This is a genomic window from Streptomyces sp. MK37H, from assembly GCF_018035285.1.
Lineage (GTDB): Bacteria > Actinomycetota > Actinomycetes > Streptomycetales > Streptomycetaceae > Streptomyces > Streptomyces endocoffeicus.
In genome coordinates this window covers 1-15,680 of record NZ_JAAAYH010000209.1, presented here as the reverse complement: position 1 = coordinate 15,680, position 15,680 = coordinate 1, and the positions used below count along the sequence as shown (strand labels likewise).

At 68.4% G+C, this 15,680-nt stretch carries 13 protein-coding genes, 1 tRNA gene and 1 pseudogene; 10 read left to right on the top strand and 5 right to left on the bottom strand.

Translation table 11 applies throughout. The annotated features are described in order from the left end of the window. The 6 genes and pseudogenes from GWI24_RS26185 to GWI24_RS26160 all read left to right on the top strand — a co-directional run. A pseudogene (locus GWI24_RS26185) lies at positions 1-204 on the top strand (hypothetical protein); the annotation flags it as partial. A 498-nt stretch (positions 205-702) separates the two neighbouring features. Beyond that, on the top strand, positions 703-1,935 hold the full coding sequence (locus GWI24_RS26180; protein WP_210948364.1) for a branched-chain amino acid ABC transporter substrate-binding protein: 1,233 nt from the start codon (positions 703-705) through the stop codon (positions 1,933-1,935). Positions 1,936-2,036: 101 nt separating this feature from the next. Beyond that, entirely contained in the window at positions 2,037-2,969 is a 933-nt protein-coding gene (locus tag GWI24_RS26175; protein ID WP_210948363.1) for a branched-chain amino acid ABC transporter permease, read from the top strand. Positions 2,970-2,981: 12 nt separating this feature from the next. Next, positions 2,982-4,736 carry a branched-chain amino acid ABC transporter permease gene (locus GWI24_RS26170; protein ID WP_210948362.1) on the top strand — a complete coding sequence of 585 codons (1,755 nt, stop codon included), beginning with the start codon at positions 2,982-2,984 and terminating at the stop codon, positions 4,734-4,736. Then, complete coding sequence (locus GWI24_RS26165) at positions 4,733-5,650, top strand: ABC transporter ATP-binding protein (RefSeq protein WP_086880995.1); 918 nt, start codon at positions 4,733-4,735, stop codon at positions 5,648-5,650. The genes GWI24_RS26170 and GWI24_RS26165 overlap by 4 nt, the downstream gene beginning before the upstream one ends. After that, the gene (locus tag GWI24_RS26160) at positions 5,647-6,363 is read left to right on the top strand and encodes an ABC transporter ATP-binding protein (protein ID WP_210948361.1); all 717 of its coding nucleotides are present in this window, start codon (positions 5,647-5,649) and stop codon (positions 6,361-6,363) included. Before GWI24_RS26165 ends, GWI24_RS26160 begins: the two co-directional genes overlap by 4 nt. Positions 6,364-6,446: 83 nt before the next feature. Here the strand turns inward: GWI24_RS26160 and GWI24_RS26155 are convergent, their stop codons facing one another. Further along, complete coding sequence (locus tag GWI24_RS26155) at positions 6,447-7,085, bottom strand: ANTAR domain-containing response regulator (RefSeq protein WP_210948360.1); 639 nt, start codon at positions 7,083-7,085, stop codon at positions 6,447-6,449. Positions 7,086-7,183: 98 nt separating this feature from the next. Here GWI24_RS26155 and GWI24_RS26150 point away from each other — a divergent pair. Both GWI24_RS26150 and GWI24_RS26145 read left to right on the top strand, forming a co-directional pair. After that, a tRNA-Leu gene (locus tag GWI24_RS26150) sits at positions 7,184-7,260 on the top strand. Between the two features lie 107 nt (positions 7,261-7,367). After that, positions 7,368-8,126, top strand: coding sequence for a transcriptional regulator (locus GWI24_RS26145; protein WP_210948359.1), 759 nt, complete (start codon positions 7,368-7,370; stop codon positions 8,124-8,126). Between the two features lie 34 nt (positions 8,127-8,160). On the opposite strand, the gene pyk is transcribed toward GWI24_RS26145, so the two are convergent. Continuing rightward, positions 8,161-9,591 carry a pyruvate kinase gene (gene pyk / locus GWI24_RS26140; protein ID WP_210948358.1) on the bottom strand — a complete coding sequence of 477 codons (1,431 nt, stop codon included), beginning with the start codon at positions 9,589-9,591 and terminating at the stop codon, positions 8,161-8,163. 157 nt (positions 9,592-9,748) lie between these two features. Beyond that, on the bottom strand, positions 9,749-10,480 hold the full coding sequence (locus GWI24_RS26135) for an SIMPL domain-containing protein (protein WP_210948357.1): 732 nt from the start codon (positions 10,478-10,480) through the stop codon (positions 9,749-9,751). Positions 10,481-10,708: 228 nt separating this feature from the next. Between GWI24_RS26135 and GWI24_RS26130 the strand changes: the two genes are divergently transcribed. Continuing rightward, positions 10,709-12,505: a bifunctional UDP-sugar hydrolase/5'-nucleotidase gene (locus tag GWI24_RS26130; RefSeq protein WP_210948356.1), complete on the top strand. Its 1,797-nt coding sequence runs from the start codon at positions 10,709-10,711 to the stop codon at positions 12,503-12,505. Positions 12,506-12,603: 98 nt separating this feature from the next. Here GWI24_RS26130 and GWI24_RS26125 read toward each other — a convergent pair whose 3' ends face one another. After that, the gene (locus GWI24_RS26125; protein WP_210948355.1) at positions 12,604-13,542 is read right to left on the bottom strand and encodes an NADP-dependent oxidoreductase; all 939 of its coding nucleotides are present in this window, start codon (positions 13,540-13,542) and stop codon (positions 12,604-12,606) included. 115 nt (positions 13,543-13,657) lie between these two features. On the opposite strand from GWI24_RS26125, the gene GWI24_RS26120 reads away from it, so the two are divergent. After that, positions 13,658-14,224: a TetR family transcriptional regulator gene (locus GWI24_RS26120; protein ID WP_210948354.1), complete on the top strand. Its 567-nt coding sequence runs from the start codon at positions 13,658-13,660 to the stop codon at positions 14,222-14,224. 42 nt (positions 14,225-14,266) lie between these two features. Here the strand turns inward: GWI24_RS26120 and GWI24_RS26115 are convergent. Further along, a partial coding sequence (locus GWI24_RS26115) for a lysine N(6)-hydroxylase/L-ornithine N(5)-oxygenase family protein (RefSeq protein ID WP_210948353.1) occupies positions 14,267-15,680 on the bottom strand: 1,414 nt, incomplete at its 5' end.

The window sequence follows — 15,680 nt, the reverse complement described above, 5'->3', positions numbered from 1 at the left end:
TGGGCCGGGCTCGACTGGGAGCAGAAGGGGCTCTCCAACGAGCAGTACGAGATCTACGACGACATCGTGCAGGCCGCGCGCGCCGAGCGGAAGCGACATGGCACCCCGGCGGCCAAAGCGCTGATCAAGCGGCTGGCCGAGCGCCGCTGCGCGGCCGCGAACGGCGCCACCCACAGCTCCGAGAACTGGCGCCCGCCGACCTGAGCCGCACCGGCCCGACACCGGCCCGACGCCATTCCGGAACCCCGCCCCCGGCCCCGGACAGGCCCCGGAACCGCACCGTCAGCCGTAACACTGCGTAACACTGACGCAATATAAGATCGCATTTTCGGCACCCTCGGCGACTTCGAAATCGATCTTCCCGCGCTCATCCGCGCACGCGCCTCCGTGCTTCATTCACAAGCTCACCGCACTCCTTAGCGGAACTGCACCTTCTCAGGATCCGGACCTAATGATTGGTCCAAATGCACCCCATTCGTCCCTTCCGTTCCGCTACACGGACATCCCGGGGTGACGCGCGTCATAACAAGACAGTCACATCATCGTCTGGACCTCTGCCACCGGTCGCGCGCCGCGCTTAGAGTCACAGCCAGTCACGGCCCTGTGGGGTGTACGCCGCACCCGCACGGCCATTCCAGGTTCATCCGGCGAGGACACGGCACCCCATGAACCCGGGGTGCCGGGCCAGCGAAAGGATTCCTCGTGCGACACCGTTCCTTGCTCATCATCACGACCGCGATCACCGCGGGCGCCCTCACACTCAGCGCCTGCGGGTCGCGCGACGACAAAAACGACAGTGGCGGCAAGGACAGCAAGACGACCGTGGTCATCGGTGTCGACGCCCCGCTCACCGGCTCGCTGTCCGCCCTCGGCCAGGGCATCAAGAACTCCGTCGACCTCGCGGCGAAGGTGGCCAACAAGAACAACGAGGTCGACGGGGTCACCTTCAAGGTCAAGTCCTTCGACGACCAGGCCGTGCCCTCCTCCGGCAAGGCGAACGCGACCTCGATGGTCGACGACGAGGACATCCTCGGCGCGGTCGGGCCGCTCAACTCGGGCGTCGCCCAGTCCATGCAGGGCGTCTTCGACAGAGGCGACCTCGCCCAGGTCTCCCCCGCCAACACCAACCCGGCCCTCAGCCAGGGCGACGACTGGGCCTCGGGCAAGAAGTCGCGCCCCTTCAAGACCTACTTCCGCACCGCGACCACGGACATCATCCAGGGCCGCTTCGCCGCGCAGTACTACTACAAGGACGCGAAGAAGCGGAAGGTCTTCGTCATAGACGACAAGCAGGCGTACGGCAACGGCCTGGCCACCATCTTCGCCAAGGAGTTCCAGCGCCTCGGCGGCAAGGTCGTCGGCCGGGACCACCTGACCGTCAAGGAGACCGACTTCTCCGGCATCGCCAACAAGGTCAAGTCCTCCGGCGCCGACTCCGTCTACTTCGGCGGCCAGTACCCCGAGGGTGGTCTGCTGTCCGACCAGGTCAAGCAGGCCGGCGCGCAGGTCCCGATCATGGGCGGCGACGGCATCTACGACCCCGCCTTCATCAAGGCGTCGGGCACCAACAACGACGGTGACCTCGCCACCTCCGTCGGCTACCCGGTCGAGCAGCTCGACTCCGCCAAGACGTTCGTGAAGAACTACGCGGACCAGCACTACAAGGACCCGTACGCGGCCTACGGCGGCTACTCCTACGACGCCGCCTGGGCCATCATCCAGGCCGTCAAGGCCGTGGTCGAGGACAACGACGGCAAGCTTCCGGACGACGCCCGCGCCAAGATCACCGAGGCGCTCGGCAAGGTCTCCTTCGACGGCGTCACCGGCAAGGTCTCCTTCGACCAGTACGGCGACACCACCAACAAGCAGCTGACCGTCTACAAGGTCACCAAGGGCGCCTGGAAGTCCGTGAAGAGCGAGACCTTCAAGGACTGACCCCCGGCAGCGATCGCACACCCACGAAACGAATCCGCGCGAGGGCGTACCCATCGCCCTCGCGCGGCGTCATATCCGACACGCTCATCGGAGGCCCTGCGGTGCACGAACTGCCGCAAACGCTGGTCAACGGCCTGACTCTCGGCGCCCTCTACGGCTTGATCGCCATCGGGTACACCATGGTCTACGGCATCGTCCAGCTCATCAACTTCGCCCATGGCGAGATCTTCATGATCGGGGGCTTCGGGGCCCTCACCATCTACATCTGGCTGCCCAGCGGCACCGCGCTCTCCCTCGCCCTGCCCCTGATGCTGATCGGCGGCATCGTCGCCTCGGTCGCCATCGCCACCGCGGCGGAACGCTTCGCCTACCGGCCCCTGCGCGGCGGCCCCCGGCTCGCCCCCCTGATCACCGCGATCGGTCTGTCCATCGCACTGCAGCAGGCCGTCTGGGCCTTCTACCCCGACGCCAAGAAGCCCCGCAGCTTCCCGCAGTTCGAGGGATCGTCGTTCGAGATCCTCGACAATCTGCACATCCAGCGCGGCGACGCCTTCCTCCTCATAGCCGCCCCGGTGTGCATGCTCGCCCTCGGGCTGTTCGTCTCCAAGAGCCGGGCCGGCCGCGCCATGCAGGCCACCGCGCAGGACCCCGACACCGCCAAGCTCATGGGCATCAACACCGACCGCATCATCGTGATGGCCTTCGCCATCGGCGGTGCGTTCGCCGCCGTCGCCGCCCTCTCCCACGGGCTCAAGTACGGCCAGATCAACTTCGAGATGGGCTTCATCGCCGGTCTCAAGGCGTTCACCGCCGCCGTGCTCGGCGGCATCGGCAACATCTACGGCGCCATGCTCGGCGGCGTCGTCCTGGGCATCGTCGAGGCCCTGGCCATCAAGTACATCCAGGACATCCCCGGGATGGACCAGCTCGGCGGCGGTGCCTGGAAGGACGTATGGGCCTTCACCCTGCTCATCGTCGTCCTGCTGGTCAGGCCACAGGGTCTGCTCGGCGAACGCGTAGCGGACCGGGCGTGAGGGAGTGAACCGATGACCACCGACAAGACCCAGCCCACCGCCGTGCGCACGGCCGAGACCGGCGCACCCGCCCCGCGCACCACCCTGCTCCGGGCCCTCACCGCGGCCGGCGGCGCCGCCGCCGTCGTCTCCACCTTCCTGGCCTGGACCTGGACCGCCGAATTCCCCGGCGATCTGACCGTCTACGGCTACCCCGGCGGACTGCAGCTCCTCACCCTCGTCCTGGGCATCGGCACCGCCGTCTTCGCGCTGGCCGCCCTCGACCTGAAGGGCCTGCGCTGGCTCACCCCCAGCGGCTCCACCCAGGCCCTGCGGATGCTGGCCCTCGGCACCTTCGCCGTCACCTGGTTCACCGTCATCGCCATCGCGGTAGACCTGGACGGCCTGGTCAACCTGGAGCCCGGCGGCTGGATAGCCGCCGTGGTGACGGCCGTGCCCGTGGCCACCACCTTCCTGCTCCCGGATGACAGCCGCCTGCTGAGCCGCCCCAAGGAGCTGCCCTCCTGGGCCGAGATCCTGATCATCGCGGCGGTCTTCGCCGTCGGCCTCTACGTGGTCAACTACGGCATCCAGACCGACGCCGACCACCCCGAGCCGTTCCTCGGCTACCTCATCGCCGTCGGATTCGCCGCCGTCGCCCTGGTCAAGGCCGGACTCATCAGCCGGATCAGCGAGCTCACCAGCTCCTACCGCTCCGTCACCCTGGTGGCGGCGCTGATCACCGCGATCGTCTTCCCCTTCTTCCAGGACAAGTCCAGCTTCACCGAACTGGGCGTCAACATCGCCATCTTCGCGACCGTCGCCCTCGGCCTGAACATCGTCGTCGGCCTCGCGGGCCTCCTCGACCTCGGGTACGTCGCCTTCCTCGGCGTCGGCGCCTACACCGCCGCCCTGGTCTCCGGGTCCACCGCCTCGACGATCGACGTCAAGTTCCCGTTCTGGGCCGCCGTGATCACCGGCGGCGTGGTCTCCCTGATCTTCGGTGTGGTCATCGGCGCCCCCACCCTGCGGCTGCGCGGCGACTACCTCGCCATCGTGACCCTCGGCTTCGGAGAGATCTTCCGTCTCGCCATGCTGAACCTCGACGGCACCTCCGGCCCCTCCGTCACCAACGGCCCTGACGGCATCCCCAACATCCCCCCGCTGGAGATCTTCGGGTTCAACTTCAACGACGAGCACAGCGTCGGCGGACTCACCCTCGACTCCAACGGCAACTACTACCTGCTGATGCTGCTGGTCACGGTGGTCGTCGTGCTGATCTTCAGCCGGGCGGGCAACTCCCGTATCGGCCGCGCCTGGGTCGCCATCCGCGAGGACGAGACCGCCGCCACCGCCATGGGCATCAACGGATTCCGGGTCAAGCTCATCGCCTTCGCGCTCGGCGCCACCCTGGCCGGGGTCGCCGGTGCCGTATGGGCCCACTTCCAGTCCACGGTCGTCCCCGAGCAGTACGTCTTCGCCGGACCCGTCCCGCCCAACTCCACCTTCCTGGTGGCCGCCGTCATCCTCGGCGGCATGGGCACCATCGGCGGCCCGCTGCTCGGCGCCACCCTGCTCTATCTGATCCCCAAGAAGCTGGAGTTCCTCCAGGACTACCAACTCCTCGCCTTCGGTATCGCGCTCATCCTGCTGATGCGCTTCCGCCCCGAGGGGATCGTCCCCAACCGGCGGCAGCAGCTCGAGTACCACGAGACCGGCCAGCTCGACGTCCCCGGCGCCACCGGACTCAAGGACAGTGCCGTCGGCGTCACCAAGGCGGAGGCATGACAGCGATGACCACCACCACGACCTCCCCCGTGCTCACCGCCACCGGCGTCACCATGCGCTTCGGCGGGCTCACGGCCGTACAAGCGGTCGACCTCGATGTCCACCCCGGCGAGATCGTCGGCCTCATCGGGCCCAACGGCGCGGGCAAGACCACCTTCTTCAACTGCCTCACCGGTCTCTACGTCCCCACCGAGGGCAGCGTCGCCTACCGGGGCACCGTGCTGCCGCCCAAGCCCCACCTCGTCACCCAGGCGGGCATCGCGCGCACCTTCCAGAACATCCGGCTCTTCGCCAATATGACCGTCCTGGAGAACGTGCTCGTCGGCCGCCACACCCGCACCAAGGAGGGCCTGTGGTCGGCCCTGCTGCGCGGCCCCGGCTTCAAGCGCGCCGAGGCCGCCTCCAAGGCCCGTGCCATGGAACTCCTGGAGTTCACCGGCCTCGCCGACAAGGCCGACCACCTCTCCCGCAACCTCCCCTACGGCGAACAGCGCAAGCTGGAGATCGCCCGCGCCCTCGCCAGCGACCCCGGACTGCTGCTGCTCGACGAGCCCACCGCCGGAATGAACCCCCAGGAGACCCGCGCCACCGAGGAACTGGTCTTCGCCATCCGGGACCTGGGCACCGCCGTGCTCGTCATCGAGCACGACATGCGCTTCATCTTCAACCTCTGCGACCGGGTCGCCGTGCTCGTCCAGGGCCAGAAGCTCGTCGAGGGCACCTCGGAGGTCGTCCAGAGCGATGAGCGCGTCATCGCCGCCTACCTCGGCACCCCCTTCGAGGGCGCGCCGGGCGCGGAGGAGGCCGCCGAGGTCGAGGCCGCGGAGGCCGGGGCCACGACCGGAGCCACGGGCGGGGCCACGCAGGACGAGGCCCAGCGGGGCACCACAGCACGTACGGAGGACGGACAGTGACCGCATTGCTCGAGGTCGAGGACCTGCGGGTCGCCTACGGCAAGATCGAGGCCGTCAAGGGCATCTCGTTCAGCGTCGAGGCCGGACAGGTCGTCACCCTCATCGGTACCAACGGCGCGGGCAAGACGACCACCCTGCGCACCCTGTCCGGCCTGCTCCAGCCGCTCGGCGGGGAGATCCGCTTCGACGGCAAACCGCTGGGGGGCGTCCCCGCGCACAAGATCGTCGCCCTGGGGCTGGCCCACTCGCCCGAGGGGCGGCATATCTTCCCGCGGCTGTCGATCGCCGAGAACCTCCAGCTCGGAGCGTTTCTGCGGAAGGACGCGGACGGCATAGCCGCCGACATCCGACACGCCTACGAGCTCTTCCCCATTCTCGGCGAGCGCCGCAACCAGGCGGCGGGCACCCTCTCCGGCGGTGAGCAGCAGATGCTCGCGATGGGGCGGGCGCTGATGTCCCGGCCCAAGCTGCTGATGCTCGACGAGCCCTCGATGGGCCTCTCGCCGATCATGATGCAGAAGATCATGCAGACCATCGCCGAGCTCAAGTCCCAGGGCACGACGATCCTGCTGGTCGAGCAGAACGCCCAGGCGGCGCTGTCGCTGGCCGACCAGGGCCATGTGATGGAGATCGGCAAGATCGTGCTGTCGGGGACGGGGGATGCGCTGCTGCACGACGAGTCGGTGCGGAAGGCGTACCTCGGCGAGGACTGAGGGCCGAGGGCCGACGGGAAGGGCCCGCACCGCCGAAAGCGGCGGTGCGGGCCCTTCCCTCTTCTACTGCTCCTTGGCGGCTTCTACTGCTCCTTGGTGGCCTTCTTCTCCGCCGCGTCCTCGATGACGGCCTCGGCCACCTGCTGCATCGACAGCCGGCGGTCCATCGAGGTCTTCTGGATCCAGCGGAAGGCCGCGGGCTCGGTCAGCCCGTACTGCGTCTGCAGAATGCTCTTGGCCCGGTCGACGAGCTTGCGGGTCTCCAGCCGCTGGGAGAGGTCGGCGACCTCCTGCTCCAGGGTCTTCAGCTCGGTGAAGCGGGAGACGGCCATCTCGATGGCCGGGACCACATCGCTCTTGCTGAACGGCTTCACGAGATACGCCATCGCCCCGGCGTCCCGAGCCCGCTCGACCAGCTCGCGCTGGGAGAAGGCGGTCAGCATCAGCACGGGGGCGATACGGTCGGCCGCGATCCGCTCGGCGGCGGAGATGCCGTCGAGCACCGGCATCTTCACGTCGAGGATGACGAGGTCGGGGCGGTGCTCCTGGGCGAGCGCGACAGCCGTCTCCCCATCGCCCGCCTCGCCGACGACGGAGTACCCCTCCTCTTCGAGCATCTCCTTCAGGTCGAGGCGGATGAGGGCCTCGTCCTCGGCGATGACGACGCGGGTTGTCTGCGGTGGGACGTGCGACTGCGCGTCGGGGGCGTCAGCGGTGCTCACTGTGCTCCTCGGTTTCCTGGCAGGTGGGCACCACGAGCCTACCGATGTCCTGTATCTTTGACGCACCGAGGGGTTAGACTAACCTTCGGAACGCAGGGGCTCCGGTAGTCCAATCGGTAGAGACGATACCCTCAAAAGGTATTCAGTGTGGGTTCGAATCCCACCCGGGGCACCATTCCTTAAATTCCAAGGTCACCAGCAGAATCAGGGGTCTTCCCTCGATGAGGTGAACAATCCTTCGCAGGGAAGCACAACGGGCGCGTCACGGCCAAACTCGCATGTGTGTACGACCTTGAAACGCGCAAACGGGTCCTCGCTCTGGTTCGCCAAGGGCACAGCCTGAACTCCGTGAGCAAACAGACGGGGATATCCCGATACGCTATCCGGGCATGGCAATTGCGGCTGGAGCCCATCCGCCGCGCAACACACTGCCCCAGATGCGCACCCGAACCACGCCCGCCGGAAGACACCGCCGCCTACGCCTATCTACTCGGGCTCTACCTCGGCGATGGCTGCGTCAGTCCGCTGCAAAAGGGGCTTTACTTCCTGCGCATCGCATGTGCGGATGCCTGGCCGGGCCTCATCGACTCCTGCGCGGAAGCGATGCGCGCCGTCCGGCCCGACAACAGCGTCTACCGCGTCCAGCGGCAAGGCTGCGTCATGGTGACCGGCTACAGCAAGCACTGGCCGTGCCTGCTTCCCCAGCATGGACCGGGCAAGAAGCATGATCGCGTCATAGCACTGGAGCCCTGGCAGCAGGAAATCGTCAGCGCCCATCCCTGGGAGTTCGTCCGAGGGCTGGTGCACTCCGACGGCTGCCGGATCACCAACTGGACGACGAAGATCGTCGCCGGGGAGCGCAGGCGTTATGAGTACCCCCGGTACTTCTTCACCAACAAGTCCGATGACATCCGGAGGCTCTTCACCGACACGCTCGATCAGCTGGGAGTCTCATGGCGGCAGACCAACGCATGGAACATCTCGGTCGCCCGCCGCGCCTCCGTCGCCCTCATGGACAAGCACGTCGGGCCGAAGTACTGAGTCCAGCACTTCGGCCCCGGGGAGCGAGGCTCGGTTACCTCAGGTCGTCCGCGCCGATGTGGTGGACGCGGACCAGGTTGGTGGAGCCGGAGACGCCGGGCGGGGAACCGGCGGTGATGATGACCAGGTCGCCCTTCTTGCAGCGGCCGAGGCGCAGCAGTTCCTCGTCCACCTGGGCCACCATCTCGTCCGTGGAATCGACCATCGGACCGAGGAAGGTCTCCACGCCCCAGGTCAGATTGAGCTGGGAGCGGGTGCCCGGCTCCGGGGTGAAGGCCAGCAGCGGAATCGGGGAGCGGTAGCGGGAGAGGCGGCGCACGGTGTCGCCGGACTGGGTGAAGGCGACGAGGAACTTCGCGCCGAGGAAGTCGCCCATCTCGGCCGCCGCGCGGGCCACCGCGCCGCCCTGGGTGCGGGGCTTGCTGCGCTCGGTGAGCGGGGGCAGGCCCTTGGCGAGGATGTCCTCCTCGGCGGCGGCGACGATGCGGCCCATCGTCTTGACCGTGACGATCGGGTACTTGCCGACGCTGGTCTCGCCCGAGAGCATCACCGCGTCCGTGCCGTCGATCACCGCGTTGGCGACGTCGGACGCCTCGGCCCGGGTGGGGCGGGAGTTCTCGATCATCGAGTCGAGCATCTGGGTGGCGACGATCACCGGTTTGGCGTTCCGCCTGGCCAGCTTGATCGCGCGCTTCTGGACGAGCGGCACCTGTTCCAGCGGCATCTCCACGCCGAGGTCGCCGCGGGCGACCATGATGCCGTCGAAGGCGTCGACGATCCCCTCGAGGTTCTCCACCGCCTGCGGCTTCTCGATCTTGGCGATGACCGGGAGCCGGCGGTCCTCCTCGTCCATCACCCGGTGGACGTCCACGACGTCGTTGCCGTTGCGGACGAAGGAGAGGGCGATGACATCGGCGCCGATGCGCAGGGCCCAGCGCAGGTCCTCGATGTCCTTCTTGGACAGCGCGGGGACGGAGACGGCCACACCGGGGAGGTTGAGCCCCTTGTGGTCGGAGATCATGCCGCCCTCGATGGCGATGGTGTGCACCCGGGGGCCGTCGATGTCGACGACCTCGAGGGTGACCCGGCCGTCGTCGACGAGGATCCGCTCACCCTTGCTGACGTCGCCGGCCAGCCCCTCGTAGGTGGTGCCGCAGCGGAACCGGTCGCCCTCGATGGGTTCGACGGTGATGATGAACTCATCCCCGCGTTCAAGGAGTACCGGCCCTTCACGGAAACGGCCGAGCCGAATCTTCGGACCTTGAAGGTCGGCGAGGATGCCGACGCTGCGGCCGGTTTCCAGCGAGGCTTTGCGCACTCGCCGATAACGCTCCTCGTGCTCGGCATAGGTGCCGTGGCTGAGGTTGAAGCGGGCCACGTCCATTCCGGCCTCGATGAGTGCCTTGATCTGCTCGTACGAGTCGGTGGCGGGTCCCAAAGTACAGACGATTTTTGCTCGGCGCATGATGCCGAGCCTATGACTTACCCGCGAGTAAAGAACCGGGAACTTCACACTCCCCCATGGCCTTTGCATGGCAGGTTATTGACAACTAATGAAACGTGCAGTGGGCCGCTCCGATGAGCGTTTCGGAGGGTGGTTCCGGGGCTCCGGAGGAGGCGTTTCACAGCTCGGGCGGGGTCATGGTGAAGCGCGCGTTGACGTGCGCGTACACCGTCTGACGCTGCGGTTCGAGGTCGAGGGCGGCCACGGCGTCCCGCTCGGCGGGGCCGCCGTAGCCGGACCGGGCGCGCGGAGCGGCGACGGCCACGGGCTGGAACGGGCCCTCCTCCGCCTCCAGGTCGGCGAGCTCGGTGAGCGCCACCAGCCGGGCGCCGAGCGCTCCCGCGTACTCGCGGGCCCGCTGCACCGCCTCGCGCACCGCCTGCTGCCGGGCCCGGCCGTACGTGGGCGAGTCGGGGCGCAGCCCCCACCAGGGGCCGTCGACGCGGGTGAGTTCGAGGTCGGCGAGGCGGGTGGTGAGCTCGCCCAGGGCGGTGAAGTCGGTGAGGGCCGCGGTCAGGTGCACCCGGCCGTGATAGGCCCGTACGCGCTCATGGCGGCTCTTGGGGTTGATCTCGGGGGTGACCGAGAAGGCGCCGGTCTCCAGCTTCTCGACCGCCTCGCCGTAGGACTTCACCAGTTCCAGGACCTGGTTGTTGCGGCGGGTGAGGTCCTCCAGCGCGGCGCGCCGGTCGGCGCCGCGGGCGCTGACGGTGATGGTGAGCCGGGCGATCTCGGGGTCGACTTCCAGGGTCGCCTCGCCGCGGACGGCGACGCGCGGGGTGTCGGGGGTGCCGTAGGGCACGGGGGCGGTGGGCTGTGGCGGCTGGCTGGGGTGGGCCGGCTGGTCCATGGCGGCTCCTGGTCGGGTGTGCGCGGGGTGGTGTCCGGAGCGTACGACGCCCGGGCCCTCGGCGGGGCGGGACGACCCGGCCGCCGTTCAGGTGTTGTCTGACCACCCCTCAAGCGGCGCCGGGGGCAACCTGATCGCAATCTGCCGGGGCTGGTGCGAAGCGGTGCGGTTGGGTCAGAATCTACGCGCGTTGTGCCCAATTCGCAGGTATCTCAGGGGAGATCAGCCATGCCGCTCAACCGTCGGAAGTTTCTGGGCCGCACCGCGGCGACCAGTGCGGGGGCCGCCCTCGCCTCGGCCGCAGCCGCCGTCCCGGCCGGGGCGAGGGGTCACGGGCGCCCCCGGCGGCGGTACGCCTTCACCGTGATGGGCACGACCGATCTGCATGGCAACGTCTTCAACTGGGACTACTTCACCGACGCCGAGTTCGACGACGCGGCGCACAACGATGTGGGCCTGGCGAAGATCTCCACGCTGGTCGACCAGGTCCGTGAGGAGAAGGGGCGCCGCAATACGCTGCTGATCGACGCGGGCGACACCATCCAGGGCACCCAGCTTTCGTACTACTACGCCAGGGTGGATCCGATCACCGGGGCGAACGGACCGGTGCATCCGATGGCGCAGGCGATGAACGCGATCGGCTATGACGCGGCGGCGCTGGGCAACCATGAGTTCAACTACGGCATCCCGGTGCTGCGGAAGTTCGAGGAGCAGTGCGACTTCCCGCTGCTGGGGGCGAACGCGCTGGACGCGAAGACGCTGCGGCCCGCCTTCGCGCCGTACTGGATGACGCGGCTGCGCACCCCGTGCGGGCGGGATGTGAAGGTGGCGGTGCTGGGGCTGACCAATCCGGGCATCGCGATCTGGGACAAGGTCAATGTGCAGGGGAAGATGACCTTCCCGGGTCTGGAGGAGCAGGCCGCGAAGTGGGTGCCGCGGCTGCGGTCGATGGGCGCGGACGTGGTGATCGTCTCGGCGCATTCGGGGACCAGCGGCACTTCCAGCTACGGGGACCAGGTGCCGTATGTGGAGAACGCGGCGGCGCTGGTGGCCGAGAAGGTGGCGGGGATCGACGCGATCCTGGTGGGCCACGCGCATGTGGAGATCCCCGAGTCACGGGTGGTCAACAAGGAGACCAGACGCGAGGTCGTGCTGTCGGAACCGCTCAAGTGGGGTCAGCGGCTCACCCTCTTCGACTTCGAGCTGGAGTGGGAGCGGGGTCGCTGGCAGGTGGCGTCGGTGTCCGCGAAGGTGCTGAACTCCAACGCGGCCGAGGAGGACCCGCGGATCGTGCGGCTGCTCGGCGATGAGCACAAGAAGGTCGTCGGCTATGTGAACCAGACCATCGGCACCTGCTCGGCGGCGATGACGGCCACCGAGGCGCCGTACAAGGATGTGCCGATCCTCGACTTCATCAACCATGTGCAGTCGGAGACGGTGAAGGCGGCGCTGGCGGGGACGGAGTACGCGGCGCTGCCGGTGCTCTCGCAGGCGTCCTGCTTCTCCCGTACGGCGGCGATCCCGGCCGGGGAGGTCACGATCCGGCAGGTGGCGGGGTTGTATCCGTTCGAGAACACCCTGGAGGCGCGGGTGCTGACGGGCGCCCAGCTCAAGGACTATCTGGAGTTCTCGGCGCGCTACTACGTGCAGACCCCGGCGGGCGGCGATGTGGACCCGTCGAAGCTGACGAACGCCTCGGACATCCCGGACTACAACTACGACGCGGTCGGCGGCCTCACCTACGAGATCGACATCGCGAAGGCGCCGGGCTCGCGGATCGCGGGGCTCAGCTTCGACGGCAAGCCGATCGACGAGAAGGCGCAGTTCGTGCTGGCGGTCAACAACTACCGGGCGAGCGGGGGCGGCAACTTCCCGCATGTGGCCTCCGCGAAGCAGGTGTGGGCCAATTCGGAGGAGATCCGGAACACGATCATCGCCTGGGTGCAGGCGAAGGGGACGATCGATGTGTCGCGGTTCGGGTCGGTGGACTGGAAGCTGACCCGCGACGGCGTTCCGGTGTTCTAGTTCCGGTGTTCTAGGGCGTGCTCCGGGGTATCGCCGCGCTCACGCTGTTCCGGCGGGCCGCCGCACCGGAACAGCGTGAGCTGACAGCGACACGGCGGTCACCCGGTCGTGATGACGAGCTTGCCGCCCTTGGGTATGCCGCGTTCGAACTCCGTGAGCGCCGCGATCGCTTGTGTGAGCGGCACCGTGCGAGCGATCGGCAGCCGCAGTGTTCCCTGTCCGGCGGCTCGCGCGACCTCCTCGAGGTCCTTCGTGACGGGTTGGGCGATCATCACCTTGAAGGGCCCGGGCAGGGCACTTCTCGCGAACTTCGCGGGAGTGGGGGTGATGTCGATGATGCGGCCGCCGGACTTCAGCAACGTCTGCGCCGCCTTGATCGGGAGCGTGCCTGCCGTGTCGAGGACGATGTCGAATCGTCCTCTGAGCGCCGTCGGGTCGAAGTCGAACTCGACGATCGGGTCGATGCCGAGGTCGCGCGCGTCTCGCGTGGCGGTGGCGCGGCAGCTGCCTCCCACCGAGGCGCCGTACATCGAGGCTATCTGGACGGCGGCTCGGCCCACTCCGCCAAGGCAGCCGTGGACGAAGACGGCTTGCCCGGGTTGCAGCTTCCTTGGGTTGGTCAGGGCCTGAAAGGCGGTGATCCCGACCGTTGGGATCGCGGCGGCATCTTCGAATGAGAGATCCGCGGGCTTCTTCACGATCCCCTTCTCATCGGCAACGACCAGTTCGGCGAACGCTCCCGCCGTCTTGAGCGGCGCCCCGCCGAGCACTTCGTCGCCGACGCCGAGCCGAGTGACGCCGTCGCCGACCGCCTCGATGACGCCCGCGAAGTCGTGGCCCAGCCCACGCGGGAAGCTCCGGGCGGTCAGCATCTTCATGGCGCCATTGCGGATCTTCCAGTCCATCGGGTTGACGGCCGCTGCCCGCACACGGACCAGAACCTCGCCGGTGCCGGGCCGGGTCGGCTCGAAGTCCTCGAGCCGCAAGACCTCGGGCCCGCCGTACTGGTGGTACTGGATGCGCTTCGCCGTCGCCATTCGAGACCTCCACCGGTGATGTCATTAAGTGACATCACCCTACACGCCGATGTCACCTGATGACATCACCAGTGGCAACACGGTGTCATCAGGTGACATCACCTAAACTCGCGGTATGGGACGGTGGGAACCTGGAGCCAGGAGCCGACTGCGCGAGGCCGCGCTGGCGCTGTATCTGGAACGTGGCTTCGAGCAGACCGTGGTGGCCGATATAGCCGAACGGGCCGGTGTCACCGCCCGTACCTTCTTCCGATACTTCGCCGACAAGCGCGAGGTTCTCTTCGACGGGTCGTCCGAACTGGAGGAAAAGTCGGTTGCCGCCCTGGAGGCGGCGCCGGCCACGGCGTCGGCGCTGGATGCCGTCGCGGCCGCGCTCGACGCAGTGGCCGGGATGGTCGGCGGCGACCGTGAGTTCGCGCGGACGCGGCAGACGGTGATCATGGCCAACGCCAATCTCCGCGAACGTGAGCTGATCAAGCTCGCGTCCATGTCGGCCGTCCTGGCCGACAGGTTGCGACGGCGGGGTATTGGCGACACCGAGGCCGGCCTGGCCACCGAGACCGGCATCGCCGTGTTCCGCGTCGCCTACGAACGATGGCTCAACGCCACCGAGGACCGCGACCTGCGCGACGTCATCCGCGAGACCCTGGCCCAACTGCGGACAATGGCCGCCGCCGGCTGAGGTTCGATTCTCGTAGTCCGGGCATGCCCGGCCCCACCGCCGTCAGGTCCGCGTCGGGGTGAGGGGGGTGCGCTGGTCGGGGAGGTGCGGGTTGCCGATCACGGTGCCGCACCGCCCCGACGGCTGGAGGCCGAAGGCGGTGAACGCGGTGCGGGACGGCAGCCGGTAGGCGGGTTCCGCGACCAGCGAGTTGAGGATGACGGCGGAGCGCCAGGCGGCGAGGCCGAGGTCGGGGGTGCCGACGCCATGGGTGTGGCGCTCGGCGTTCTGGACGTACACCGAGCCCTTGATCATGGGGTCGAGGACCAGACGGTGGTCGGCGTCGACCCGGGGGCGCTCGGAGGCGTCCCGGCGGACGTAGGGGTCGAGGGCGGCGAGGAGGGTGTCGACGCGGCGCTCGCGGTAGCCGGTGGCGAGCACGACGGCCTCGGTGGTGTGGCGGGCCCGGGTGCCCTGCTCGGTGTGTTCCAGGTGGAGTTCGAGCTGGGCGGCGGCGATACGGCCGGCGGTGCGGACGGTGACCCCGGGGGTGAGAACGGCGCCGGGCCAGCCGTCGGAGTGCAGGGCCCGGCGGTAGAGCTCATGGTGGATCGCGTCGAGCGTCTCGTGCGCGATGCCCTTGTAGAGCTGCCACTGGCGGGGCAGCAGCTGGTCGCGGACGGGCTCGGGCAGGGTGTGGAAGTAGCGGGTGTAGTCGGGGCTGAACTGCTCCAGGCCGAGCTTGCCGTACTCCATGGGCGCGAAGGCGGGGGTGCGGGCCATCCAGTGGAGCCCTTCGGCGCCGAGCGGGCGGTTGCGCAGCAGGTCGAGGAAGACCTCGGCGCCGGACTGGCCGGAGCCGATGACGGTGACGTGGCCGGTGGCCAGGAGCCGCTCGCGGTGTTCGAGGTAGTGGGAGGAGTGGAGGACGGGCACGTTGGGGGCGTCGGCGAGCGGGCGCAGGGGTTCGGGGACGTACGGCTCGGTGCCGACGCCGAGGACGAGGTTGCGGGCGTAAACGCGGCCGAGGGCCCTGCCCTCCTCATCGGTTCCGGCCGCATCGGACGCGGGGGCGTCGGCGGCCGGGCCGAGCCGGGTGAAGTCGATTTCGAACAGCTCGTCTTCGTGGTCCCAGCGGACGGCGTCGACACGGTGGTCGAAGTGGAGTCCGGGGAGCCGTTCGCTGACCCAGCGGCAGTACGCGTCGTACTCGGCGCGCTCGATGTGGAAGCGCTCGGCGACGTAGAAGGGGAAGAGCCGCTCATGGGCCTTGAGGTACTGGAGGAAGGTCCAGGGGCTGCCGGGGTCGGCGAGGGTCACCAGGTCGGCGAGGAAGGGGACTTGGATGGTCGCGCCGTCGATGAGGAGGCCGGGGTGCCAGTGGAAGGCGGGCCGCTGCTCGTAGAAGGCGGTGCGCAGGGCGGGGACGCCGTGGGCGAGGGCGGCGAGGGAGAGGTTGAACGGGCCGATGCCGACA